18 protein-coding genes, 2 tRNA genes and 1 pseudogene are annotated in these 24312 nt (G+C 61.8%); 14 read left to right on the forward strand and 7 right to left on the reverse strand.

Annotation, left to right across the window (positions count from 1 at the left end):
* Positions 1-195: 195 nt before the first annotated feature.
* From AB4Y42_RS15925 to AB4Y42_RS15950, 6 genes are all read left to right on the forward strand, one after another.
* Complete coding sequence (locus AB4Y42_RS15925; protein WP_368694704.1) at positions 196-525, forward strand: DUF4148 domain-containing protein; 330 nt, start codon at positions 196-198, stop codon at positions 523-525.
* A gap of 335 nt (positions 526-860) precedes the next feature.
* Positions 861-1571: a hypothetical protein gene (locus AB4Y42_RS15930; protein WP_368694705.1), complete on the forward strand. Its 711-nt coding sequence runs from the start codon at positions 861-863 to the stop codon at positions 1569-1571.
* Positions 1572-1583: 12 nt separating this feature from the next.
* Positions 1584-3812, forward strand: a complete 2229-nt coding sequence (locus AB4Y42_RS15935; RefSeq protein ID WP_368694706.1) for a hypothetical protein — start codon at positions 1584-1586, stop codon at positions 3810-3812.
* 40 nt (positions 3813-3852) lie between these two features.
* Entirely contained in the window at positions 3853-4587 is a 735-nt protein-coding gene (locus AB4Y42_RS15940) for a hypothetical protein (RefSeq protein WP_368694707.1), read from the forward strand.
* A gap of 128 nt (positions 4588-4715) precedes the next feature.
* Positions 4716-5957 carry a hypothetical protein gene (locus AB4Y42_RS15945; RefSeq protein WP_368694708.1) on the forward strand — a complete coding sequence of 414 codons (1242 nt, stop codon included), beginning with the start codon at positions 4716-4718 and terminating at the stop codon, positions 5955-5957.
* Positions 5958-6031: 74 nt separating this feature from the next.
* Positions 6032-7459, forward strand: a complete 1428-nt coding sequence (locus tag AB4Y42_RS15950) for a hypothetical protein (protein ID WP_368694709.1) — start codon at positions 6032-6034, stop codon at positions 7457-7459.
* A 239-nt stretch (positions 7460-7698) separates the two neighbouring features.
* Here AB4Y42_RS15950 and istB read toward each other — a convergent pair.
* The 4 genes and pseudogenes from istB to AB4Y42_RS15970 all read right to left on the reverse strand — a co-directional run.
* Positions 7699-8455: pseudogene (gene istB, locus AB4Y42_RS15955) on the reverse strand (IS21-like element helper ATPase IstB); the annotation flags it as partial.
* 49 nt (positions 8456-8504) lie between these two features.
* Positions 8505-9791 carry a tyrosine-type recombinase/integrase gene (locus AB4Y42_RS15960; protein WP_368694710.1) on the reverse strand — a complete coding sequence of 429 codons (1287 nt, stop codon included), beginning with the start codon at positions 9789-9791 and terminating at the stop codon, positions 8505-8507.
* Positions 9792-9955: 164 nt separating this feature from the next.
* Positions 9956-10042: transfer RNA gene (locus AB4Y42_RS15965), tRNA-Leu, on the reverse strand.
* Positions 10043-10218: 176 nt separating this feature from the next.
* Positions 10219-10305 (reverse strand) — tRNA-Leu (locus AB4Y42_RS15970).
* 395 nt (positions 10306-10700) lie between these two features.
* Between AB4Y42_RS15970 and rnr the strand changes: the two genes are divergently transcribed.
* The 5 genes from rnr to AB4Y42_RS15995 all read left to right on the forward strand — a co-directional run bounded on the left by rnr (position 10701) and on the right by AB4Y42_RS15995 (position 17030).
* Positions 10701-13163 (forward strand): ribonuclease R, encoded by a 2463-nt coding sequence (gene rnr / locus AB4Y42_RS15975; protein WP_368686413.1) that lies wholly within the window; start codon positions 10701-10703, stop codon positions 13161-13163.
* 219 nt (positions 13164-13382) lie between these two features.
* Positions 13383-14126 carry a 23S rRNA (guanosine(2251)-2'-O)-methyltransferase RlmB gene (gene rlmB / locus AB4Y42_RS15980; RefSeq protein WP_342920622.1) on the forward strand — a complete coding sequence of 248 codons (744 nt, stop codon included), beginning with the start codon at positions 13383-13385 and terminating at the stop codon, positions 14124-14126.
* Between the two features lie 123 nt (positions 14127-14249).
* On the forward strand, positions 14250-14945 hold the full coding sequence (rpiA, locus tag AB4Y42_RS15985) for a ribose-5-phosphate isomerase RpiA (RefSeq protein ID WP_324160720.1): 696 nt from the start codon (positions 14250-14252) through the stop codon (positions 14943-14945).
* A gap of 807 nt (positions 14946-15752) precedes the next feature.
* The gene (locus AB4Y42_RS15990; protein WP_368686412.1) at positions 15753-16346 is read left to right on the forward strand and encodes a hypothetical protein; all 594 of its coding nucleotides are present in this window, start codon (positions 15753-15755) and stop codon (positions 16344-16346) included.
* Between the two features lie 72 nt (positions 16347-16418).
* Positions 16419-17030, forward strand: coding sequence for a hypothetical protein (locus AB4Y42_RS15995; protein ID WP_342920619.1), 612 nt, complete (start codon positions 16419-16421; stop codon positions 17028-17030).
* Positions 17031-17269: 239 nt separating this feature from the next.
* Here the strand turns inward: AB4Y42_RS15995 and AB4Y42_RS16000 are convergent, their stop codons facing one another.
* A complete protein-coding gene (locus tag AB4Y42_RS16000) occupies positions 17270-18004 on the reverse strand; it encodes a Crp/Fnr family transcriptional regulator (protein WP_028204855.1) in 735 nt (244 codons plus the stop codon).
* 782 nt (positions 18005-18786) lie between these two features.
* Here AB4Y42_RS16000 and AB4Y42_RS16005 point away from each other — a divergent pair.
* From AB4Y42_RS16005 to AB4Y42_RS16015, 3 genes are all read left to right on the forward strand, one after another.
* The gene (locus AB4Y42_RS16005) at positions 18787-20346 is read left to right on the forward strand and encodes a mannose-1-phosphate guanylyltransferase/mannose-6-phosphate isomerase (protein WP_368686411.1); all 1560 of its coding nucleotides are present in this window, start codon (positions 18787-18789) and stop codon (positions 20344-20346) included.
* Positions 20347-20719: 373 nt separating this feature from the next.
* Positions 20720-21439, forward strand: a complete 720-nt coding sequence (locus tag AB4Y42_RS16010; RefSeq protein WP_368686410.1) for a FadR/GntR family transcriptional regulator — start codon at positions 20720-20722, stop codon at positions 21437-21439.
* Positions 21440-21617: 178 nt separating this feature from the next.
* The gene (locus tag AB4Y42_RS16015; protein ID WP_368694711.1) at positions 21618-22595 is read left to right on the forward strand and encodes a Gfo/Idh/MocA family protein; all 978 of its coding nucleotides are present in this window, start codon (positions 21618-21620) and stop codon (positions 22593-22595) included.
* 79 nt (positions 22596-22674) lie between these two features.
* On the opposite strand, the gene AB4Y42_RS16020 is transcribed toward AB4Y42_RS16015, so the two are convergent.
* The gene (locus AB4Y42_RS16020) at positions 22675-23334 is read right to left on the reverse strand and encodes an amino acid ABC transporter permease (RefSeq protein ID WP_342920615.1); all 660 of its coding nucleotides are present in this window, start codon (positions 23332-23334) and stop codon (positions 22675-22677) included.
* Between the two features lie 122 nt (positions 23335-23456).
* Positions 23457-24254, reverse strand: coding sequence for a transporter substrate-binding domain-containing protein (locus AB4Y42_RS16025; RefSeq protein WP_368686407.1), 798 nt, complete (start codon positions 24252-24254; stop codon positions 23457-23459).
* Positions 24255-24312: the final 58 nt, after the last annotated feature.

The following is a 24312-nucleotide window of genomic DNA, read 5'->3' on the forward strand; positions in this document are numbered from 1 at the left end:
CACAATTGAGATCCAGAGTCCGAGCGAAAGGGCGGGGTTTCGCTGTTGTGGCGGGCGAAGTGCGCGCGCTGCAGTGCAGTCAGAGACTCTCGGGAGAGATTCGCTTTAGTGGGCTGGCCACCCGCTTTCAATGTTACGTGCGGCACTTGCATCGTTTTGAGCAAGCCGAGCCCAAATGAATCGATAGGAGTATTCATGCGTGTCACTACCACAAAGCTCTCTCTCGCCGCGGCGGTTGCGGCGCTCCTAGTCGGCGCAGCAGTACCGTCGTTCGCACAATCTGAGGGTAGCGCGCCAGCGGTCGCCGAATCTGCAGCCTCGAAGCCGCTTACCAATGCAGAAAAGAAGCAACAGGCCAAGGCGCAGCGCAAGGCGGAACGCAAAGCCGCGCGTGCCAGGAACAATGCGGAGTTAAAGCAGCTTGGCGAGAACGGCTATAGGCCATCGCAGAATGACCCGAACTATCCGCAGAATCTTCAGAATGCACAAAAGAAAGCCAATGCAGCCGCTGGCGCAAGCCAGTAACAGGCGCTACGCATGATCTGTCGGGCAGGCCGGCTTGTCTATCCGGATCGAGACTTGCCCGGCCTGTTCGCACTATCGTCACGCAGCCGCCGTGCACTGCGCGCAGCAGCAGTTCTCGCAATCTATCCAATCAGGACCCCCAATGTTCGATCGTAGCGGGCCACGTCGGACGCCCCTCAGAGGGGCGTCTATCGGGACCGCTTCCGATCGTTGCGCGGTTTCTTCTGCTCACTGCGCTTGCCGAGTTGGACGACGCGCGCGCGTGGAACACGGAGGCAAAGCGTCGCGTTGCGCTCTTCCGCGAAGAAGGGGAGCTGGAAGATGGCGACCGCATCTTGATTATGGGCGAGGACACGGACGGCAAGACCGACGACATTCTCGACATCGTAGTGAAGACGGACGAGCGCATCACGGCGGTGGCCGGCAAAGAGCAGGAAAACTTCAGCGCGTTGCTTCTGGCGCCGATGCCTGCTGACGACGAGCACGATGCCGACGAACTCTCGAAGAACGAGTCGAGCATCATCATCAACTACTCCATCGGCACGGGAGCGGTCGCCGACGCCGTGAAGTTCCTGTCGGGCGGCGATGCAGAGGTGTACATCTGGGAAAAGCAGTGGAAACGCCACAAGGACGACACGACGGCACTCGAGTACGACTTGCTGTCGACGCCGCACCATTGCTCGTGGCACACGCTCTCGTGGCACAGCTGGAGCAAGAAGAAAGAGGACGCTGAAGTGTCTTCCGACGCGCGCAAAGCACTGTCGCAGACGCGCGCGGGCGCTTACATCGTCGCCAGCAGCAACCTGATTCTCGACGACGACAATGACCCGCCTTGCATCCGTGCGAAGCGCGAGTACGAGGCTACCGCGAAGGAGGGCTCGGGCAAGTTTGTGAACACCTCGGCCCATCCCAACGAAAAGAATCCCGAGCCGATGGTTTTCGAGGTCATGTCGGGTGGCGTCAAGGCGAAATGGAAGGTTGCGGCGGCTCCTGCAGCGGCTGGTGCCGCCGCAGCGTTCGGCTCGAAGCCTCTGTCGCACGGCTAAGACGGGGTCGCTATGAACGCTCTACTGCAGGGTGCAATCCAGCTGCTCGAGGCGCATCCTGCGGTCGAGTCGGTAAAGGTCGAAGAAACTTCTGGCGGTGGTGCAAACGTCTCCGCGACATTTCTCGTCGACCTGCCGTCGCGTTGGGCCGCCGCGGGCGCGAGTCCGAACGGGGTACGAGCGCGAGAGGAAGTGCTCGTCGAACTTCCGTCCGGTTTTCCGGATAGGGCTCCGCGATTCACGTTGCGTGAGGATTTTCCTGATGCGTTGCCGCATATTTATCTGCACAAGCGCGGAAGTCGGGTGCCACCGTGCATTACGTTCGGCGACATGCTTGATGTAATGCATTCAGACGGGTTCTTTCGCCTTGCCGACCAGATGTCGGATTGGCTGAACAAAGCTGCGGTCGATGAGCTGGCCATCAATGAAAAGGGCTGGGAACCGAGTCGAAGGGAAGTTGGCTTCAACTTTGTCGAGATGCACCCCGCAGGATATTTCGACAAGCCACCGTACGGCGGGTGGCGCTTATTCATGTGCATGACGTGCTGGAGCAAAGACGGCCGCTGGTCGTTGGCGCGTGACCCGCAGCAGAAGTTCCCCGTTGGTGACCGCAACTTCATGCGTGAGTGGCTGAACACGCTTGGGGTGAACGAGACGGCTTATCGCGGGCATGAACCTTTGGTTTTCTGCTGGCCGCAAACCGCTCCTGGAGAGCAACCCGTCGTCCATGAGCGATATAAGGCCGATACGGTCACGACGTTTGCAGAGCTTGCCGAGCAGGCGACCGAGTGGGGATGTCGAGTCGCGCTAGACGATTTCGTGAACAACTTCAACCGCACCCTTGCAACGTCGAAAGACAAGTTCGAAGCGCTCTTGTATTTTGCCTTCCCGGTGCGCAGGCCCACAAACATTATCGGTACGCAGAGCCAGTTTGAGATGCTGGGCTACAAGATGCGGCTCTCGCTGCCGGCAAAACTGTCTGTGGAAGATACGACGCCGGTCAGTGCCGTTGCTTTCACCTCGCCCATCTCTTCGAAATTGTTGAGGCAGACGTCGGCGCTGCAAGAACAATCGAAAGAGTTACAACTGACGTTTGTGGGATGCGGGAGCCTCGGGTCGAAGGTTGCCGTGCATGTCGCGCGCGCGGGCGGTAAGGCAGCGCTGCTTGTAGACGGGAAGCTTGCTGCCGCACATAACGTGGCTCGCCATGCGCTGCTGCCTGAAGATGTGGCTAACTTCCACGGCAAGGCAGAGCGGCTGGCGCAAATCATGGCAAGCTTTGGTTCAAAACGCCCGAAGGTTGCCGCATCGGACGTTCGCGGCTTAGACGTCAAAGCAGCCAAATACCGAGATTTTTTTCGTAGCGCGCAATCGGTGGTGGTGAACACGACCGGCTCGTCAGCTGTGCGCGACTATTTCGCAAGGGCGAAATTTGACGCACGCATTATGGAGGGGGCGCTCATCCATCACGGCGACGCAGCATTCATGACTGTGGAAGGAGAAGGCAAAAATCCCTCAACTGTCGACCTGCTGTATCACGCATACGAGCGATTGCGCTCTCTCGGCTTTCTGCGGGATGCAGGTGTAACCGCGGCGGCGAACACTCTCGAAATCGGTATCGGTTGCCACTCGGTCACTATCCCCATGTCTGACGCTCGAGTCTCGCTCGTCGCAGCTGGTATTGGTCAGAGACTGCATCACTACGATGAGGTCGGCTTGCTACGGACCGGCATGGCGTCCGTCGCTTCAGTCGGCGAAGATGGGATGTCCATCACGTGGGTTCACGACGAGGTTGGCGCAACGCATGTGGCGGAGGTGTTCGATAAGAAGGCGTGGACCGTGCGCGTGCTTGATAGGGCGCATAAGAAAATTGTCGCCGATGTTGCAGAGCATCCAACGGTCGAAACAGGCGGCCTCATCGTGGGAAATGTCTCTGCGCTCACCAGAGAGATATTCATCACTGACGTCCTGCCTGCGTCGCCTGACAGCACGCGCTCACCTGCGCGTTTTGTGCTCGGGGTCGACGGAACGCTCGATACTATTCGCGACTACGAAGCGCTTGGTGGACACACGCTCTGGTGCCTCGGGACATGGCATAACCATTTGACGGTGAGTGGTCCATCACAGATGGACCGGGACACCGCGAAATCGCTCGATGGACAAATCCGCCACGCGGCAGTTCTGCTCATTCGCCACCCGCGAGGTTACGCTGCGCTGGTCCGCGATGGCGCGCCAGCGTAAGGCTCACACGGCTTCGATACTCGACACTACGGGGAAACACATGGACGCTCTTCAGCAGGTCGCACAAGTAGCATCGCCTGGAAAGTCGTTGAAAGCGCGCAATATGGTCTGGCTAGTCGCCGTTGGCGTCTTCGATGTCATCATATTGATGGTCATCGCCTTTCATCACCCCATCGACGACTTCACCGCGGACAAAGGGGTGGCGCTGCGAACGGGCCTGTCGGTTTTCCTGCCTGTTCCCATTATTTTTCTTTCGTACTTGCTCTCGCATTCGCAGAAGGCGATTCTCGTATTCTGGCGCCTTCGTAACCCGATGCCTGGTTCGCGCGCCTTCTCCGTGCATGCACAGACCGATACGCGGATTGACTTAGATACGCTGAAGAAAAATGTGGGAGCCTTCCCGAGTGATGACCGCGACCAAAATTCGATGTGGTATCGGCTCTACAAGCAGGTGGAGAACGAAGTATCGGTGCTTGAGAGCCACCAGAAATATCTGATGTTCCGGGACATCGCAGCGATGTCGCTATTGCTCGTACCGCTGGTGGCGCTTGGGCTTTTTCTGTTCGGCAACACGGTCACGGCTGTTGTGTGGTCTGCGGTGGTCTTCGCAGTGCAGTATCTGATTGCGGCGCTCGCCGCAAGAAACTCGGGAATTCGCTTCGTCCAGAACGTACTTTGCATCCATTCGGCAAAGAAGGTAAGCGGTGCTCGGCGCGCCGCTCCCAGGAGCAAATCCGAAAAGAAGGCGGGCGTTTCTGATGGACGAGGTGATTGACATACGGTGCAGTGCTTCGGTGTGCTGCGGCACCGATGCGAACACGCCCGCTCGAGCGAGGTGCGATTCAGCCGGCGTACTGCACTGGGTGCGTAATCAATAGCTTCTGAATTGCAGGGTGATGGGACATGCTTTCGATTGACCAGCCAGAGCTTTACCGAGGGGTGCTTGACTATCCAGACGGAATTCACTGTGTACGTGCTCCGGAAGAGGGCACGATGCGGCTTATTTTGAAGTTGTCGGTGTCCTACCTCCTGCCGGCGAAGTTGAATCGAGGGTTCAAGATTTACGTCGTCCCGGTTGAACTGAACGGGCAGTCAACGATAGGGCTCATGAGCGCATTCTTCGACGACGAGGATTGTCCGCTGACGTTATGGCGTCTCCTCACGGATGACGTACCGTCCCTCGACCTTCTGCATCTGCTCAGCCGGCGCGAGATTCTGGTCCACATATTTGATGAGCAGAATCGCGAGCTGTTAGGTTACAGCGCAGAGGTCGATGTGCCTCTCATGGCGAAGATGCGCCTCGAGCATGTAAGGTTCCCCCCCTTGAGTGACTCAAGCTTTGGTCACGCGCATGAACAGGCAAACATGTGGTTTGGCCTCAGAACTGCTGCTGACGACGCTGACGCGATTGCCGTGCGATTCGAGGAGCCTTTGTTTCCAGAAGACTTGACGATAGCCGACACCCGGCCACAGATGTACCAGTTCCACGGTGGGCAGGGGTACGCATTCACTTCGCTGGAGCGGGAGGAGCCAGGAGCATTCCAGGAGCTTGATATTATTTTGATGCTCCAGCGAGTCTTCAAGTCCGAGCAGATTTATCACGCACCAAGGCGTCACTACGACAAAGAAGAGATTGCGGACGTCATCGTCATCACCGACGACCTGTGTCTTATAGTGCAGGCCAAGGACTCACCGAATACAGAGAAAACGCTACAGCGCACCCTGAAACGAAAGAAACTGATGTCGGTGCATCAGGTAAACGATGCTCTGAAGCAGGTTGTTGGCGCGGTGGGCTACGCGGATTCCACGCGGCCGCTTCGTATGATTGTTGATGGAGGCGAGGTCTGTGTAGACATCAGTAAGCACCATCTTTTGTCGTTGGTTATTGTGCGAGAGCTTTTCACCGACACCTACGCCGAATACAGCAAGTCTTTGTTCAGCGCATTCGATGAGACAGGCCTGCCGTGTATCGCGCTTGATTACGCTGAGCTGCATAAGTACGCGACGTTCTGCCCGAATCAAGGGAGTTTCCTCGGAGCCTATTTTCAGGTCTTCGACGCCGCGCGTGAACTCGGCGAGTTTCCTCGACTTCGCTTCGGTGCTCGTGACGTTCGGGCCTTATGGGCGCATGCGGAAGGAGATTGAAGAGCATCCGAGCACGCCGAAGCCGCAACCTTTGCGTAAAATTGTGCTCTGACCGCTAACTATTGCAATACGACATGTCGCAGAATCCTGGCAACGAAACGTTCAGAAACGCAGAACCGTCGTGGGCAAATGCCTGCGTGGGCGAAAACGGCTCGCCCGACATCGTGGACTATGCCGCGGGCTTTGCTAATGCCGCCCAGGTGCTGCTAGAGCAGGTCATACGTCACCGAGGTTTGAAGCATCCGACGGACACCTTTGTGTATCCTATTTGCTTCAACATGCGTCATGCGATAGAACTGTACATCAAGGCAGCTATCGAATCATTGCGCCCGCTTGCTCATCACGATTATCGTTTGCCTGACGTCGACGTTCAGACATCACACGATATCGGGATGCTGTGGCGTTATTTCAAAGAGCACTCGGTTGCACTAGATTGGCGTTATAAAAAAGTCATCGAGCCTCTGGATACTGCCATATCAGATTTTGCGGAGGTGGACGCCACTGGACAGGTCTTTCGCTACCCGTTTGGGCGCGAGAATCAAAAGCACCTGACGGAGCTTGCAATAATCAATCTTCTGGTCCTCTGGAGGAAGTTTCGGGCGTTGGTTGCGGACCTGAAAACGTTGAACTACCAGGGTGAATTCTTTGGTGACGAGTATCGACACAAGACTTACACCCGACACCTCTCGCGCTTTGACCTTGTGTGCATCGGCTACCAACTGCCGCCGAGAGCTGAATGGCGCACAGATGCGTTCACAGTCGCGGAGGCTGCGCTTCGAGAACACTACAACCTTAGCTCCAAACAGTTCACGCTAGCGCTGAATCTCATTCAGGCGAACATCGAAATGGGTGCCATTATCGATGCCCGTCTCGAATTCAAATTTTTAACTTCAGCGCAACTCCAATTGTTCTTCGATTCGTGGTGCAAAATTATTGGCATTGACGATGTGAAGCGGCGATATGCTCCAGCATCAGAAGAACGTGCTGCTCTGCTGGATGCTGAGGTAGCTGGTTCATGGAGTTTCGAGGAATTTGTTGCAGACGCGGCCTTGCGAACCGAAATCTGGCCAACGCTTAGGGACAATATATCGCCGGAAGCGTTCGGAGAACTCAGAGCTTTGTACTACTTCTCAAGGAATAGCTCTTTGTATAGCGAGGATTTCGAAAGAGAGCGGGAGATAGCTGTTCGCGACACGCTGGCCCACCGTGATGCAGGGGAAGCAAGGCTACGTCAATCCGCGTTCTACCTCATGAACAAGCCGGCAGCATTGCAGCACGTGTTGAACACCTTGCTGTTCTTCGGGCATGTCGAATTGGTGGATGAATTGCTGAAACGCAATGAGCTGTCAGCCATCGCCGGTATCCTGCTTGAGCCAAGCCTTCGAAGGTTTGGTCGCCGTCGTTGCGAAGTCTCCGAGGCGACGAATGTCGAGCTGAGATTTCCAAAACACGAACTCTATGCTGAGACTCTGTTAGAGCAGCAATCGGCTGCCAACTTATAGAAGCCTTGCCCGAGTTCCGAGTGGGCTGTCAACATCTTTCACATTTCATTTGCGCGCCCTCCAGGTAGGCGCCGCGGCTTCGTGTGATGTTTGCGCGTTGGATTCAGTTTCCGAATTGGTCGAGGCTGTTTTGGAAAGACTGAATAAAAAGGGCGCCGGCAGGTGGTAGCCGGCGGCGCTATGTCGAGCTGACCGGCGAGGACGTACTCGTGTAGATTGTCAATTAGGATGGCCGCCCGTGCATTTTTTTTGTCGCCGGCCTTGCGGCGGCGGTAGCTTTCGACGTTGAGCTCGACGATCGTCGAGTGATGCACAAGCCGGTCGATGGCGGCGACCGTCATGCCGGGGTCGGGGAACACGTCGTTCCAGCCCGAGAGCGGTTGGTTTGCAGTTATCAGAAGGCTTTCCGCTCATACCTCTCAGCAATCAGCTCGAACAGAACGCTGGTCTCGGCCCGGTCCTTGCGGGCATACGACAGGTCGAGGATGATCAGATCGAGCGGTCGAGCTTGGCCAGCGCGGAAGGCAACTGCATGCTCTGGCGCGCGGCCTGCAGCTTCTGGACGAGCTCGCTGGTACGCGTGAACAACACGCGGTAGCCGACGTCGATCAATGCATGACCGATAGCCGATCCCAGGTGGTTTTTTCGGCCCCCAGGCGGGCCGAACAGGAGAACCGTGACGCCTTTCTCCAACCATGACTCTCCGGTGGCCAGCGCTGTGACATGCGCTTTTGAGACCATCGGCACGGCGCCGAAGTCGAAGGCGGCGAGCGTCTTGGTCGGGTCCAGATGCGACTCGGTTCGGTGCCGCTCGATACGTCGTTTAGCGCGTTCGGCCAGCTCGTGCTCTAGCAGTGCGCCAAGCAGGCATGCGGCCGGCCAGGCTTCCTTGTCCGAGCGCTCAGCGAACTCGGGGCACAACCGGCCGATCGTTGGCAAAGGCGGCTCGTTGAGCATCAGGGCCACGCGGCCACCATCATGCGCGGACGCGTTCATGCCGCCACCTTCTCGACGTCGGTGTTCGAGCGTTGATCCCGCGGGTTCATCAGATAGCGATTTCGTCGTTGTCGACCATTTGCGAAGGCGCTGGGCGTGATCGCGTGGGTATGTTGTTGACCCGTTGGGCCAATGAACGCTGATCGGCGGGTTGCATGCCTGTCTTGAGTGCATCAAGGTAGTCGGCGTACCACTGGATCATCGCGCGACGTTGCACCAGATACCTGGCGTGGTTGTAGTCACCGGCTGTGCCTTCTTCAAGGTGGGCTAGCTGCGTTTCGACGTGGTCTTTTACCCAGCCATGTTCGCGAAGAAGGGTGCTTGCGGTATGCCGTGTACCGTGACCGACCATGCGGCCCTTGTAGCCGATCTTCGAAAACACAAGGTTTATCGTGTTCTCGCTGATGACCTGGTGCTTCGTGCCGATGCCGGGAAAAACGTACTGGTGACGGCCTGTCAGCTTTTTGAGCTCCCTGAGCGCCGTAACGAGTTGCGACGGTAGCGGCGTGACGTGGCTGCGTCGCATCTTCATCTTTTCGGCGGAGATCGTCCACAGCGCGCCGTCGAGATCAATCTCGGTCCATTCGGCGTAGCGGACCATGCCGGGACGGCTCGCCGTCCAGATCGTCATCCAGGCAGAGACGTAGGCGATGAGGCGACTCGTTGATTTCTCGAGTGCACGCAGAAAATCGGGCAGCTCCGGTTCGAGGAGGTGGGGATAGGGTTTTGCTTTTCGCGCGGGTTTCGCAATGACCTTGAGCTCGGATGCGGGATTGAACTCGCACTGGCCGCGTGCGATGGCCTGACTGAAGATTTCGCGTAACCAGCCGCGGGCTTTCTTCGATACGTTGAGGGCGTCGCGCTTTTCGAAGCGTTCTTGGACGCGGGCGCAGTCGGCGCGCGTGATGTTTACGAGCTTGATCGAACCGAGTTCGGGCTGGATGTCCTTGTCGAGGTACGTTCGGATCTTGTTCAGCGTCGAGGCGGATCGGCCCGCATCCTGTTTGCTCTTGTACCAGAGCTCAGCGGCTGCCTTGAACGTGCCATCGTCGCTCGTGTCCGCCCGCTGGCGATCGATCCGTCGTTTCGCGCGAGGATCGGCGCCATCGGCGACGAGCGTCCGATATGACGCGGCCTGCTGCCTTGCTTTCTGAAGCGTAACGTCGGGGTAGCGTCCTAACGAGATGCGCGGTTGCTTGCCGTGCAGCCGATAGCGGAAATGCCAGAACTTGTTGCCCTCCGGCGTTACCCAGAGGACCAGACCGTCGCCATCGGCGATACCGTAGGGCTTCGGCCGGGGCCGGGCTGCTTCGACTTCTCGGACGGTGAGGGGCATGGCGAGTACATTGGGTTATCTCGAACTTTCAATGTACTCAAAAACGCACTCATCTGCACGCGGCTTGCCGTGCTCCAGCTTGGACGGCAATAAACAAAAAACCCCGCAAATTCAATCATTTACGGGGTCTTCTGGACTTCTCTGTACTACGCTAAACAGCCTTGTGGTGCCCAGGAGAGGACTCGAACCTCCACAGTGTTGCCACCGCCAGGACCTGAACCTGGTGCGTCTACCAATTCCGCCACCTGGGCACGTCTTCAAGCTAGAAGAAAATTGTGACGTGAATTCGCGTGTCTGTCAATAGATCTTTTCAAAAAATCTTCATCCCGGGAACGGGGCTGCTGCGTTTTGCGCGATAGCAGGGCAGTTGTACTCGTTGCCTACGCCGGAAATGAAAAAGGCCGGCATAAAGCCGGCCTTTTGAATCTGGTGCCCAAGAGAGGACTCGAACCTCCACAGTGTTGCCACCGCCAGGACCTGAACCTGGTGCGTCTACCAATTCCGCCACCTGGGCAAGGTGTCGTTTGCTGTTCAACGTGTTGTGCAGCAAAGACCGAAATTATAGCGGGATCGGAACGGCTGTCAAGCGTTTTGTGGAAGGTGATGAAACGCGCCTGCCGAAGCGTTGCAGACCGCGTGGAGTGGCCGTCTCGTCGGGCCGCGAGGCCGCTCCCACGGCTCGTAGGGTGCGATGCGGGTGTTAGAATGCCTCGCAGAAGTTCCGCCGGCAAAAGTCCGTGATTCAGGTGCTGCGTGCAGCGTGGCGCACGCAACGCGAGCGGTCAGGCAATCCACGTTACGGGCCGGCAGATTGCAGCACTCGAAGACCGGGCGCCGCGTGCATGTATCGCACATTCAGGCCGCGCAAAATCCGACGTCCACGCAACGAGAACAACCATCGATAAGCCCTTGAGCAAATATCCGTATCCGATTCCCAGCCGCGAAGAGATTCTCGGCGTGCTGCGGACCAGCGACTCGCCGTGCACCGCGAACGATATCGCCGAGGCGCTCTCCATCAAGCGCCAGGAGCGTGAAGGGTTCTTCAGGCGGCTCGCCGCCATGGAGCGCGACGGGCAGATCCGGCTCGACTCGCGCGGCCACTACCAGCTCGCCCATCCTTCGAATTTCGTCGCCGGGCGTGTGCAGGGTCATCGCGACGGCTACGGCTTCCTCGTGCGCGACGACGGTCAGGACGACCTGTTCCTGCCGCAAGGCGAAATGCAGAAGGTCATGCACAACGACCGCGTGCTCGCGCGCATCGTCGGCTATGACCGGCGCGGGCGGCCGGAAGGGCATATCGTCGAAGTCACCGACCGTGCGAACCGCAGTGTCATCGGGCGCCTGCTCAACGAGAACGGCGCGTTGATCGTTGCGCCGGAAGACAAGCGCATCGGCCACGATATTCTCGTCACGCAGAATCCCAAGAAGGCCAAGGTCGGCCAGGTCGTGGTCGTCGAGCTCACCGATTTCCCCAGCCGCCACTCGCAGCCGCTCGGCCGGGTGATGGAAGTGCTCGGCGATATCGACGACCCGGGCATGGAGATCGAGATCGCCGTGCGCAAGTACGGCGTGCCGCACGAGTTCAGCAAGCCCGCGCTCGACGAAGCCGCGAAGCTGCCCGACGCCGTGCGTCCCACTGACATTCGTTATCGCGTGGACCTGCGCGACGTGCCGCTCGTCACCATCGACGGCGAAGATGCGCGCGACTTCGACGACGCCGTCTATTGCGAGCCGATGCAGGTCGGCCGTGGCGAGGGCTTCCGCCTGATCGTCGCCATCGCCGACGTCTCGCATTACGTGCTGCCGGGCGGCGGTCTCGATGTGGACGCGATCGAGCGCAGCACGTCGGTGTACTTCCCGCGCCGCGTGATCCCGATGCTGCCCGAGAAGCTGTCGAACGGGCTCTGTTCGCTCAATCCGCACGTCGACCGCTGCGTGCTCGTGTGCGACATGGTGATCACCGCGCGCGGCGAGATCAAGGCGTACCAGTTCTATCCGGGCGTCATGCACTCGGCGGCGCGGCTCACGTATACTGAAGTCGCGGCGGTGCTCACCAACACCAAGGGCCCCGAGGCGACACGCCGTGCGGCGCTGCTGCCGCAACTGCAGAATCTCTATGGCGTGTACAAGTCGCTGTTCGCCGCGCGCCAGAAGCGCGGTGCGATCGATTTCGACACGACTGAGACGTATATCGTCTGCAACGCGCAAGGCAAGATCGAGCAGATCGTGCCGCGCCAGCGCAACGACGCGCACAAGCTGATCGAAGAGTGCATGCTCGCAGCCAACGTGTGCGCGGCCGACTTCATGAAGCGCCACAAGCACCCGGGCCTGTACCGCGTGCACGCGGGGCCGACGGCCGAAAAGCTCGAAAACCTGCGTACCTTCCTGCGCGGCATGGGCCTTTCGCTCGGCGGCGGCGACACGCCGCACGCGAGCGACTACGCCGCGCTGATGGCGCACATCCGCGACCGGCCCGACGCGCAGATGCTGCAGACCATGCTGCTGCGCTCGATGCAGCAGGCCGTGTACAGCCCGGACAATATCGGTCACTTCGGTCTTGCCTACGAGGCGTACGCGCACTTCACGAGCCCGATTCGCCGCTATCCCGACCTGCTCACGCACCGCGCGATCTACGCGATCCTGCAGGGCAAGAAGTACCAGCCGCAGGCACCCGATGGCGTCGAGCTCAATACCGCGCTCTCGCCGCGCGCCCGCGCGCTGCAGGCCGAGGACGAGGAGAAGCGCGGCAAGCGCGCGCGCGGCGCCAACACGGCGATCTGGGAAGAACTCGGCCTGCACTGCTCGGCGAACGAGCGCCGCGCCGACGAAGCCTCGCGCGACGTCGAAGCCTGGCTCAAGTGCTACTTCATGCGCGACAAGCTCGGCGAAGAGTACGGCGGGATGGTGAGCGGTGTGACGTCGTTCGGCATTTTCGTGCAGCTCGACGCGCTCTTCATCGAAGGCCTCGTGCACGTGACGGAACTGGGCTCGGACTACTTCCAGTACGACGAGATCAAGAACGAGCTGCGTGGCGAGCGCACCGGCATTCGCTATCGCCTGTCGGACCGCGTGCGCGTGCAGGTGAGCCGCGTGGATCTCGACGCGCGCAAGATCGACTTCCGCCTCGTGCGCGATACGCCCGTGAAGCCGGGCGGCAACCGGCCGATGCCGGTCGACAAGAGCGGCATGGAGGGTGGTCCGCGCGTGCGTGCGCTGCAGGGCGGCGACATGGCGCGCCAGAAGAAGGCTGCGCCGGCGCCGAGCGTCGCGGTGAAGGAGGCGCGCGCAGCGCGCGGCGCCGCCAAGACCGCGAAGAAGCGCTCGGCCGTGAAGCCGACGCCCAAGAAGCAGGCGCCGCGCAAGAAGCGCTGAGCACCTGCATGCGGAGCGCCAACGTGCTCCGCAGCCGTTTCATTATCCGGGCCGCGCCGCCGTGCGCGCGCCCGGTTTTTTCACTTGCCGGCCGCGTCGGCTTTTGCCACATGCGCGCGCGGCTTGCATACGCCGGACCGCACGACGCGGCCGGCTGACTATCGTTGTCGGCGGCGCTGTATCTGCGTCGCAAAACGTTCATCAGAGGTTGGTTCAGTCATGTCACGTCTCAAGGTTCTTTACGGGTTTCATGCGGTGACCGCACGCTTGCGGCACGACGCGTCCACGGTCGAGGATGTCTACTACGATCCGACGCGCCGCGACCGCCGCATGCAGGACTTCCTGCACACCGCGAAGGAAGCCGGCGCGCGCGTGATCGCAGCCGACGAAACGCGCCTCTGGGGTCTCGCGCACACGGAGCGCCACCAGGGCGTGGTGGCCCGCGTCCACGATCTGGCGCTCGCGCAGAACCTCGCTGAGCTGCTCGACGGCATCCAGGGCTCGCCGCTCTTGCTCGTGCTCGACGGCGTGACCGATCCGCACAATCTCGGCGCGTGCCTGCGCGTGGCCGACGCAGCCGGCGCGCACGCCGTGATCGCCCCGCGCGACCGCGCCGTGGGTCTGAACGCCACGGCCGCGAAGGTGGCGAGCGGCGCGGCGGACACCGTGCCCTATATCACCGTGACGAATCTCGCGCGTGCGCTGCGCGAACTCAAGGACGCGGGCGTGTGGGTGGTCGGCACCGCCGGCGACGCTAGCGCGAGCCTCTACGAGACGAAGCTCGACGGTCCCGTGGCGCTCGTGCTGGGCGCCGAAGGCGAGGGCATGCGCCGCCTCACGCGCGAAACCTGCGACGAAGTCATGCAGATTCCGATGGCGGGCACGGTCGAGAGCCTCAACGTTTCCGTGGCGTCGGGCGTGTGCCTGTTCGAAGCGGTGCGCCAACGCGCGGCCGCGCGCTGAGCGCCGACCGGTCGCCCGCGGGATGACCTGCCGCGCGATCCTGCGAGATGCGGGCAGCCCGTGCCCGCATCTCCGGTAAACTATGCGGATTCCGCGTTTTTCTCCTCCTCGGGCTGTACTCCCATGACTCAAGACGAACTCAAGCAACTGGTCGGCCAGGCCGCCGCCGACTATGTCAACGCGAACGTGCCGGAAGGCGCCGTGATCGGCGTCGGCACGGGCTCCACCGCGAACTGCTTCATCGACGCACTGGCGGCGAGCAAGGGCCGCTACCGCGGCGCCGTGTCGAGCTCGGTCGCGACCACCGCGCGCCTCGAAGCGCACGGCTTCAAGATTTTCGACCTCAACGAGATCGAATCGCTGCCCGTGTACGTGGACGGCGCCGATGAAATCGACGGCGCCGGCGCCATGATCAAGGGCGGCGGCGGCGCGCTCACGCGCGAGAAGATCGTCGCGTCGGTGTCGGACGTGTTCGTCTGCATCGCCGATGCGAGCAAGCGTGTCGACGTGCTCGGCCAGTTCCCGCTGCCCATCGAAGTCGTGCCGATGGCGCGCACGGCCATTGGCCGCCGCGTGACGGCGCTCGGCGGCGTGCCGGTGCTGCGTGTGCAAAAGGACGGCTCGCCCTTCATCACCGACAACGGCAACGAGATTCTCGACGTGAAGGGCCTGCGTATCAGCGACCCGCGCACGCTCGAGGCGCATGTCAACGCATGGCCGGGCGTGGTGACGGTGGGCCTGTTCGCCGCACGCGGCGCGGACTTCTGCCTGCTCGGCGGTGAAAACGGCGTCGAGCGCATCGATTACCGCAAGGCCTGAGCGGCCTCGCGCGAGCGGCGCGTGCAACAGGCTTGCGCCTGATTGCCTGTGCGCTGCCGCTCTTTATTCCGGCAGGCCTGCGTGGCCTGCCGAACCGAACATCGCGATTAATCATTAAAAGAACGCGATTTTCCGATCTGGTTGTCCGTGCATCCATCTGAAACTTCAATTCGCCTTTCGATTATTATTGAAAGGAAATCCCCCAATTCAAGGTCATCGAAAATCACTACGTTGAGAACCGCACACAAAAATGCGAATGACGTAGCAATAGTCTGACTGTCTGAGATATAAATTCACCGTCCGGCGACGTTATGCAAACGGTTCGCTAAAAGAGACGTCGAAACGACCGGGCAGGGGAAGGGCGGCGCGCAAAAATGCGCAGCGGCCCGAGGGTTTCTGTCAGGCAGTGCGTGAGAGTGACTGGCGTACGCCGTGCGGTACACGGGGAAATAATGATAACAGCGGGTGTTGAGCGATTTGTATCGGACTGCTATTCAATGGAGTCCGCGAAGCGTACGGGGCTTTACGGGGCATTCCTTTCTGTTCTCCGGATTTTCAATTCTGCATGACCGCCTGATTTACGCGAGTGCGTAAAGCTTAAGGCGTTCTGCGCGCGAGTTTTAATCTGGTCACTCCGTTAAACGGTCTTCCCGATATCGGGATGGTCCGCGGGGATATTCGCGCGTTTTAAATGCAGCAATTTAATCGGTATGGCAATTGAAGTCGTGTTAAATGCGCCCGCGCTATCAGGGGGAGTGCGCGCGCATTCATCCAACGTTCCCCTGTTTTATCAGGAAGACCACAATCATGAAGAAGATTCAGGCCATTTCGCTCGCCGCCATGCTCTCTTTCGGTTCGGTTGCCGCATTTGCAGGCGGTGCCGGCGGCATGGGCGCGCCGTCGTCCTCCACCACGTCGGCGGTGGGCGCAGCGGGCGTCGGCTTTGGTGCGACGGCACTCACGTCGAACTCGACCTCGTCGGTCAACGGCAGCTTCACGTCGGCGCTGACGGTGCCGGGCCATATCGACGCCACCGTGTCGCAAGGCAACCAGTCGTTTTCGAACGCGAGCCTCACGTTCGGTTCGAGCTACACGACGCAAAACGGCAACTCGCAGACCTACGGCCAGACGGCTAGCGGCTACGTCGGCCAGACCGGCACGACGACCACGAACCAGAATTCGTCGACGCTCGGCTTCACGAGCGCCACGCAGTCGGGCTCGCAGAACTTCAACTCGTCGGTGATCAACACGTCGTTCGACGGTTCGAGCGGCAGCTACGGCGGCTCGGGCTTCACGTCGAACGCGACCGCGAACGGCAGCGGCACGGCCAATGCGGACGGCGGCGTCGGCATCGTCGCAGCGGGCGGTTCGGGTTCGCTCACGGGTGGCATGCACTGGTAATCCGAACGGGTCAGCCGTTCACTAGCGCGTCGGAGAGGGGGCGCAGCCCCCTTTCCGTTCACGGAGAGAAGAATGAGCAAGCTGAAGCAAAAAATTGCCGTTGCCGGGGTGTTGCTGTTTGCAGGCGCCGCGTGGGCGCAAACCACGCCGACGATGACGTCGGGGACCACGTCCACGTCGAGCCAGACGAGCACCGTCTCCAATACCGTCGTATTGCCGAGCGGCGGTACGTCGGACGTCACGTATCACGGCGGCTACGATGTACGCACGACGCCTACGGTCTACGCGCCGGCCCTGACGGCCTCGGTGACCGAGACCTGCTGGGGCAGTATTTCCGCCGCGGTGTCGGTGGTGGGCGTGGGCGCGACGGCCGCGGGCACCATCAAGGATATGGACTGCAACAAGCGCCTGAATGCGGCCGTGGCCTGGCGCATGGACCGCAAGGACATCGCGTTCAACATCATGTGTCAGGAAGACGACTTCCGCGAGGCTGCCGCGCTGACCGATCATCCTTGCGGCGACAATCGCAAGGTCGCGAAGAACGACGGCGCACCCGTGCAATTGCGCAATGCCGACACGAGCCCGGATCCGAAGCTTCAGGAGCCGACCGACCCGTTCGTGCGCGAACGCGAGCACTTGCCCGCCTTGCCGCTTGCGCAGGCGCTCGTGCCTTCGGCCCATTGAGTCCGGCAAGGCTGAAGAGAAGAGGGCGCTCTCCTGTTCTCTCCAGCTAGCGCGGAGAGATCCGATCGATTCGGTATCCTCTATGCTCCGGTTGCCTTCGACCTTGCCTGACGGGGCGCGCGATGGCGCAGGCAAAGCGAGCAGGCGCGCAAAAGCGTGCCGCTACGGGCACGCTTTGTCAGAAGGACGAGACGCGAATGAACTCGCGGCGCGCAACGGAAACGCACGCGATTACGCGCTCAAGCGACCGTTTCCGCCTGATGCAGGCGCGGCAGCAGCCGGTCGAATTCGCGGCGCACGAGCCCGTAGCACTCGCAGGCGCGGGCTTCGAGGCCTTCGCGATCGAGCACGCGGATATGGCCGCGGCTGTGATGGATCAGGCCTTCGTCGTGCAGCTTGCCGGCGGCTTCGGTAATGCCTTCGCGGCGCACGCCGAGCATGTCGGCGATCAGCTGCTGCGTGACGCTGAGATCGTTGGAGGCCACGCGGTCCACTTCGATCAGCAGCCAGCGGCACAGCTGCTTGCTCAGCGAGTGGTGACGATTGCACGCAGCGGTCTGTGCCACCTGCGTGAGCAGCGCGTGCATATAGAGCAGCATGAGGCGGCGCAGGAAATCCGAGCGCGCGAATTGCTGCTTGAGGGCTTGCGCGCTCATGCGATAGGCGAAGCCCGCGCATTGCACCTGCACGCGGTTCGGCATCGTTTCGCCGCCCGTCAGCACCGGCACGCCCGTCATGCCTTCGCGGCCGACCGCCGCGATTTCGACCGAGCTGCCGTCTTCCATCGTCGAGAGCAGCGAGACGATCGCAGTGGTCGGAAAGTACACGTGATGAATGCGCTGGCCGGAATCGCAGATCAACTGTTCGGTGCGCAGATGAACGAGTTCGAGGTGCGGGGCGAGAGCCTGCCATTCATGCGACGGGAGGGCGCCCAGCAAATGGTTGCCGTGAAGATCGGATTGAAGGGTTAACATGACTGGTCCTCGTGTGAAGCAGCGCGAGCCGCCTCCTGTTTTTGATTCCGTTCGCCGAACTCGTTGTTATCTGCCGTTTCCCGTGCGGCTTTTGTGTTCGTCGTGCCGGCCCCATAGTCCCGCTTGTTGGTGCTTGTTCCAGCTTGTTCTTGCCTCGTCCCATTCGCGCGTTTGCGGGCGCGGTATCGTTCGTCCGCATCTGCGCTCGTGTGGCGATCTCTCTTTAGCAGGGTGTGTGCCAGTTGGTGCGAAAGCACGCATTGAAGCGGCTGAGCGCGAGCCGGCCATGCGGCAGCGCGGCGAAACGCCGCGTTTTTGTTTCAGTTTTGTACGGCGACCTTGCAGGCCGCCGTGCTGCGCGCAGCCCGATTGAAAATCGCAAGACAATGATTTGATTGAATTATTTCCCCTGGCGAGCGGGGGATTCAGAAATGGCTCCTCGTTGAAACATGGATCCGGGGCGATTCGGGCAGCGACCCAAAAAACAAGCGGTTTTGATTCACTTCTGTTGCAACGCAGACGAAGCCGGCGAAAAAACGTTCGGCGCTGAAACATCGCGCGAGGGTGGCTTGCGGCGTGCCCGCCGGTGCGCATGCGGTCAGTGTGGGTATGCGTACAGATTGGCATGCCGAGGTTTGCTCCAATGAGGTCCGTAAAAAGCCTCGAGGCGTTGTGAGGCTTGAGAGATCCGGGAAGCGCGTGACGCTTCGGGCGAGCCGGCCGGCAGGCAGGGGCGGCGCTCGTCGACGTGACCCGGCGTATTTCAACGGGGAGCTCACCGCATGAATCAGCTCGTGACGCCTGCCGGCTTGCTCGCGGCAGCCAATGAACCCGACGTCGCGCTCATCGTTCAGCCCGTGGTGCTGGCCGGGGGCTCGGGCACGCGGCTCTGGCCGCTCTCGCGCGAGCATTGCCCGAAACAGCTGATCGATCTGCTCGACGGCGAGTCGCTGCTCGAAGCCACGGTGCGGCGGCTCGACGGCATGTATGCCGAGGCGGGCGCGGCGATCCGCAAGGCCGCGCCGGTCGTCGTGAGCAGCGAGGAATTGCGGCTCATGACCGTCGACCGGCTCGGCCGCAGCGGCATGTCCGCTCGCGTCGTGCTCGAACCGGTCGCACGCAACACGGCGCCGGCGCTCACTGTGGCGGCGCTGGCAGCGCGCGCCGGGCACGAGGCGGCGCTCGTCCGCAATGGCGCGCTTGCCGTATGCGACAGCGACCCCGTGCTCATCGCCACGCCTGCGGACCACCTGATCGCGGATCGCGCGGCGTTTGCCGCCGCGCTCGAAGAAGCGGTGGGCTACGCGGCGCGCGGCGCGATCGTCACGCTGGGCGTGCCGCCGCAGCGCGCGGAGACCGGCTACGGGTACATCGGCGCGGGGGCGGCGCTCGGCGCGAGCGGCGCGCGCGTGATCGAACGTTTCGTGGAAAAGCCCGGCGCCGAACTCGCGGCGAGTTACGTGGCCTCGGGCGATTACCTCTGGAATAGCGGCATTTTCGTGGTGCGCGCATCAGTATGGCTCGCCGCGATCGCGCACTGCCGGCCGGCTATCGCGGCGCAATGCGCGGCAGCGTTCGAGGCGGCCGCCATCGACGCCGACGGCACCGTGCATCTCGATGCCGCGGCGCTCGCCGCGTGCCCGTCCGATTCGATCGACTACGCGGTGATGGAGTCGCTCGGCGCCAATGCGCGGCTCACGGGCGTGGTCGTGCCGCTCGCGGCCGGCTGGTCCGACGTGGGCGCGTGGGATGCGGTGTGGCAGGTGTCGAACAAGGACGCAAGCGGCAACGTGGCCCGCGGGCGCGTGATGTTCGAAGACGTGACCGACACGTTCGCACATTCGGACGGACGGCTCGTGGCCTGCGTGGGCGTGCACGGCGTGGTGGTGGTCGAAACGGCCGACGCCGTCCTCGTCGCGGCCAGGGATCGCGTGCAGGACGTCAAGGCGATCGTGGGCAAACTCAGGCAGGAGCGCAGCGCGGTCGCGCAGCATCACCGGCGCGTGGAGCGGCCATGGGGCTGCTACGACTCGCTCGATCAGGGCGAACGCTTTCAGGTCAAGCGCATCGTCGTGAAGCCGGGCGGGCGGCTGTCGCTGCAGATGCATCATCACCGCGCGGAGCACTGGACCGTGGTGCGTGGCACGGCGCGCGTCACGCGCGGCGAGGAGGTCTTTTTGCTGTCGGAAAACGAATCGACCTACATTCCGCTGGGCGTGAAGCACCGGCTGGAAAATCCGGGCAAGACGCCGCTCGAGATCATCGAGGTGCAGTCAGGCGGTTATCTGGGCGAAGACGACATCGTGCGCTTCGACGATGAGTACGGCCGGATACAACGGTGAACAAGTACAAGGTTGAAAAGCACGACGTTGGGCCGCGCGCGAAAAAGCGTGCGCAGAAGAAACATGCGCGCCGGCATCCCTGCATATGCACAGCCAGGGACTGCCGATCGATTTGAAGCCAGTTGAAAGCGTGTCGATTGAAGTAAGTGGGCGATTCATACGAACGCCTTACAAAAACAGCAGCGCAAGGGCCGACGGAACACGCGTAAATACGAACAAGATGCGTGCGCGCAAGCATCATGTCAGGAGATATCCTGGCTGGCGAAATATGCGAAGCGCATGGCAACGTAACACCTAAGTTCGACGACGCACGAGGGCCCGCGCAGTATCCGGCAAACATGGGCGATAACGCCCACATCGGGGGGGTAGGGTCATGGAACTGGGGAACAAGGAACGCTCGCTCGTCAGCAAGGTGATGGACGGGCTGATTTCAGGCATCGTCGAGGAGCGGTATGGCGCCGTGCTGCCGCCGCAGGACATCCTCTCGAAGGAGTTCGACGTGAGCCGCACGGTGATGCGCGAAGCGCTCTCCATGCTGCTCGCGCGTCACATGCTCGACGTGCGGCCGAAAATAGGCACGCGCATCCGGCCCATGCGCGACTGGCGCATGATCGACGAGGACGTCGTGAACTGGCGTTTCCGTTCGAAACCGGACAAGACGTTCTTGCGCGACGTGATCGAGTTTCGCGGCCTGATCGAACCGGCGGCGTGCGCGCTCGCGGCCACGCGCGCGAGCGCCGCGGACATTACCGGCATTCGCGAGGCGTTCGAGGCGCTGCGCCAGACGAGCACCGACGATCCGAATTTCCAGACCGCCGACGCGCTTCTGCACACGCGCATCCTCGCGGCGAGCGGGAATCAGTTTTATCAGCAGATGGCGGCGATCATTCGCGGCGCGCTGTCGCTCGTGAATCCGATTCTCAACACGCGTGACGGCGGCTGGAACAACGTCGTGGCGGCCCATGGGCGCATCGTCGAAGCGATCGAGCGGCGTGCGCCGAAAGAGGCCGAAGCGGCTGCGCTCGCGATGATCGAATACACCGCCGACGAGCTCACTCGGGCACTCTCGCCCGAGGCGCTGGAGCAGCGCTAAGGCCGTTCGCGGCGTCGCTTCGCTCGCCTCGATCCAGGCGCCGTGCGCGGATCGAGGCGAGCGCATTGCGGCGCGCTGCGTGTGCCGGTATCGTGCGTGTCTTTGGGTGCGCCGCGCGTGACGTACATGAGGTACGTTGTGCGGCGGCCCTCGACCTCACAGCCGGAGCACGCAGCACATGAGCGAAACACAAACGATACGTTGGGGCATCGTCGGCGCGGGCCGCATTGCGCACCGCTTCGCACAGGGCGTCGCGCACGTGCCGCATGCACGCGTCGAGGCGGTTTGGTCGCGGCGCGCGGCTACTGCGCAGGCGCTTGCCGCTACCTGCGGCGCAAAGGCGTGCGAGAGCCTGGATGCGCTCTTCGCGAGCGGCATCGAAGCCGTGTACATCGCCACGATGCAGGACAGCCACGCCCAGTACGCCATTGCCGCGCTCGAAGCCGGCTTGCCCGTGCTGTGCGAAAAACCCGCCACCGTGAACGGCGCGCAGTTCGAACGCGTGCTCGACGCGGCGCGCCGCGCGCAGCGCCTCTTCATGGAGGCGATGAAGCCGCCGTTTTATCCCCTCTATCGAAAGTTGCGCGCGCAACTGGACGCCGATCCCATCGGGCCGGTCGGGCTCGTGCGCGCGGGTTGTTCGGTGGCAAGCGTGCCTGCCGACCATCCCTCGCTGTCATTCGAACACGCGGGCGGGGCGCTGCTCGACATCGGCGTGTATGAAATGTTTCTTGCGGTCGACTGGCTCGGTGCGCCGCGCGAAGTGCAGACCGTCGGGCGCCTCGGCTCGACTGGCGTGGATACCTTCGCGAGTCTCAATTGCCAGCATGAGCGCGGCATCGCGCAACTGTTCTGCGGGCTCGATCTGCACGGCTATGGCGACGCGCTGCTGGCGGGGCCGCTCGGCAACGTGACGATCCACGCGAACTGGTGGAATCCGGCGCGCGCGACGGTGCGCTACGTGGATGGCCGCGTCGCCGAACTCGACGAGCCGTTCGAGGGCGGCGGCCTCAACTACGAGACCGCGCACTTCTGCGAGCTGCTGCGCGCGGGCGCGCTGGAAAGCCCGGTGATGCCGCACGACACCTCGCGCCGCATGCTCGCCATGGCCGACGCCGCGCGAGCGGCGCTCGGACTGCGTTTCCCCTGCGAGTGACAAGCTAAACAGCGGCCCGCAAGCGACACGGCCCGCGTGGGCGGGCCGTGCATGAAAACGCCTGAGGCAGGGAGGAAAATCAGTGGCGCGCAGGCAGCGCGAGGCGCTTTTCGTACCAGTGCTGCACCCATTCGAGCACCTGGCAGAGCACCCAGTACACGGCGGCGGCCGCGAGATAGAGCGGCAGCGGCTGATACGTCGAAGCGATGATTTCCTGCGCGCTGCGCAGCAGCTCCGTCACGGTGATGACCGAAACGAGCGACGTGTCCTTGATGAGGCTGATGAGGCTGTTCGAGAGACTCGGCACGGCGATGCGCAACGCCTGCGGCGCGATCACGTAGCGCAGGGTCTGGCTGCGCGAGAGGCCGAGGCTATAGGCCGCGAGCCACTGTCCGCTGTGAATGCCGAGAATCGCGCCGCGCATGCTCTCCGAGAGATACGCCGCCACGTTCGCGGAAAGCGCGATCACGCCTGCGGGCGTCGGGTCGAGCGAGATGCCGACGCTCGGCAATCCGTAATAAATGACGAAGATCTGCACGAGCAGCGGCGTGCCGCGCATCAGGCTCACATACACGCGTGCGATGAACACGAGCGTGCGGTTCGAACTGATGCCCATGAGCGCGAGCACGGCACCGCCGATGAGCCCGAAGATCATCGAAAGCACGGCGAACTTGACCGTCAGCACCGCGCCCTGTGCGAGCACCGGCAGCGACTGGATGATGAGCGTATAGATGGGCATGGGCGTAGGTAACGAATGGAAGTGGCGCGGTTTGCAATGGAGGCATATGTGCGAAGGGCGGCATCGTACGATGCCGCCCTTCGCGTCAGCCGGAATGTGCGGCGCTCGCGATCATTGCCGGATCATTGCGAGATCGGCTTCGTCACGTCGATGCCGAACCACTTGTCCGAGATCTTCGTGAAGGTGCCATCGGCTTCGAGTTGCGTCATCGCGTCGTCGATCGCCTTGGCGAACTTCGGATTGCCCTTCTTGAACGGAATGGCCGACGGGTTGCCGGCGCCGACCATCGCGCCCGTGCGCAGCGGCAGCTGCGAGTTCTTGAGCAGGTAGGCGAGCATCAGGCGGTCGTTCAGCGCCGCGTCGAGACGGCTCGCTGCGAGGTCGCGCAGATATTCGGGGGCACCCGGATAGGTCTTCACGTCGATGCCCGGCACCGACTTGGCCATGTCCATGTAATTGGTGCCGAGGCCGACGCCGAGCTTCTTGCCCTTGAGGTCTTCGAGCGTCTTGAACTGGCGCGTGTCGTCCTTGCGCTGGATGAGTTGCGCGGCCGAGTACGTGTACGCCGGCGAGAAGTCGAGCACGGCCTTGCGCTGGTCGGTCACGCCGACCTGATTCACGATCACGTCGAACTTGCCTGCCTGCAGGCCCGCGATGATGCCGCTCCATTCGGTCGTGACGAATTCGGGCTTGAGGCCCATTTTCGCGGCCACGGCCTTCGCGATGTCGACGTCATAGCCGACCAGCTCGCCGTTGGGCGCCTTCGAGTTGAACGGGGGGAACGTGCCTTCGAGACCGATGCGCAGCGTGCCGCGCGCCTTGACCTGGTCGAGCAGGTCATCGGCGTGGGCGCTGGCTGCGACGAACGATGCGCCAACGATTGCAAGTGCAAGGAGTTTTTTCAGCAAACCGGATTTCATGTTTTCCTCTTGTTCTGCTGCTGCGATTCTGGTGCTGGTGCACAGCGCCTCCGATGCG

It is taken from the genome of Paraburkholderia sp. EG286B (assembly GCF_040965655.1).
Classification (GTDB): Bacteria; Pseudomonadota; Gammaproteobacteria; order Burkholderiales; family Burkholderiaceae; genus Paraburkholderia.

Bases quoted from the DNA above. Each gene is read 5' to 3' on its own strand.
- AB4Y42_RS15925 (WP_368694704.1), top strand. From the start codon at position 196: ATGCGTGTCACTACCACAAAGCTCTCTCTCGCCGCGGCGGTTGCGGCG.
- AB4Y42_RS15935 (WP_368694706.1), top strand. From the start codon at position 1,584: ATGAACGCTCTACTGCAGGGTGCAATCCAGCTGCTCGAGGCGCATCCT.
- AB4Y42_RS15940 (WP_368694707.1), top strand. From the start codon at position 3,853: ATGGACGCTCTTCAGCAGGTCGCACAAGTAGCATCGCCTGGAAAGTCG.
- AB4Y42_RS15945 (WP_368694708.1), top strand. From the start codon at position 4,716: ATGCTTTCGATTGACCAGCCAGAGCTTTACCGAGGGGTGCTTGACTAT.
- AB4Y42_RS15950 (WP_368694709.1), top strand. From the start codon at position 6,032: ATGTCGCAGAATCCTGGCAACGAAACGTTCAGAAACGCAGAACCGTCG.
- AB4Y42_RS15960 (WP_368694710.1), bottom strand. From the start codon at position 9,791: ATGCCCCTCACCGTCCGAGAAGTCGAAGCAGCCCGGCCCCGGCCGAAG.
- rlmB (WP_342920622.1), top strand. From the start codon at position 13,383: ATGTCACGTCTCAAGGTTCTTTACGGGTTTCATGCGGTGACCGCACGC.
- rpiA (WP_324160720.1), top strand. From the start codon at position 14,250: ATGACTCAAGACGAACTCAAGCAACTGGTCGGCCAGGCCGCCGCCGAC.
- AB4Y42_RS15990 (WP_368686412.1), top strand. From the start codon at position 15,753: ATGAAGAAGATTCAGGCCATTTCGCTCGCCGCCATGCTCTCTTTCGGT.
- AB4Y42_RS15995 (WP_342920619.1), top strand. From the start codon at position 16,419: ATGAGCAAGCTGAAGCAAAAAATTGCCGTTGCCGGGGTGTTGCTGTTT.
- AB4Y42_RS16000 (WP_028204855.1), bottom strand. From the start codon at position 18,004: ATGTTAACCCTTCAATCCGATCTTCACGGCAACCATTTGCTGGGCGCC.
- AB4Y42_RS16005 (WP_368686411.1), top strand. From the start codon at position 18,787: ATGAATCAGCTCGTGACGCCTGCCGGCTTGCTCGCGGCAGCCAATGAA.
- AB4Y42_RS16010 (WP_368686410.1), top strand. From the start codon at position 20,720: ATGGAACTGGGGAACAAGGAACGCTCGCTCGTCAGCAAGGTGATGGAC.
- AB4Y42_RS16015 (WP_368694711.1), top strand. From the start codon at position 21,618: ATGAGCGAAACACAAACGATACGTTGGGGCATCGTCGGCGCGGGCCGC.
- AB4Y42_RS16020 (WP_342920615.1), bottom strand. From the start codon at position 23,334: ATGCCCATCTATACGCTCATCATCCAGTCGCTGCCGGTGCTCGCACAG.
- AB4Y42_RS16025 (WP_368686407.1), bottom strand. From the start codon at position 24,254: ATGAAATCCGGTTTGCTGAAAAAACTCCTTGCACTTGCAATCGTTGGC.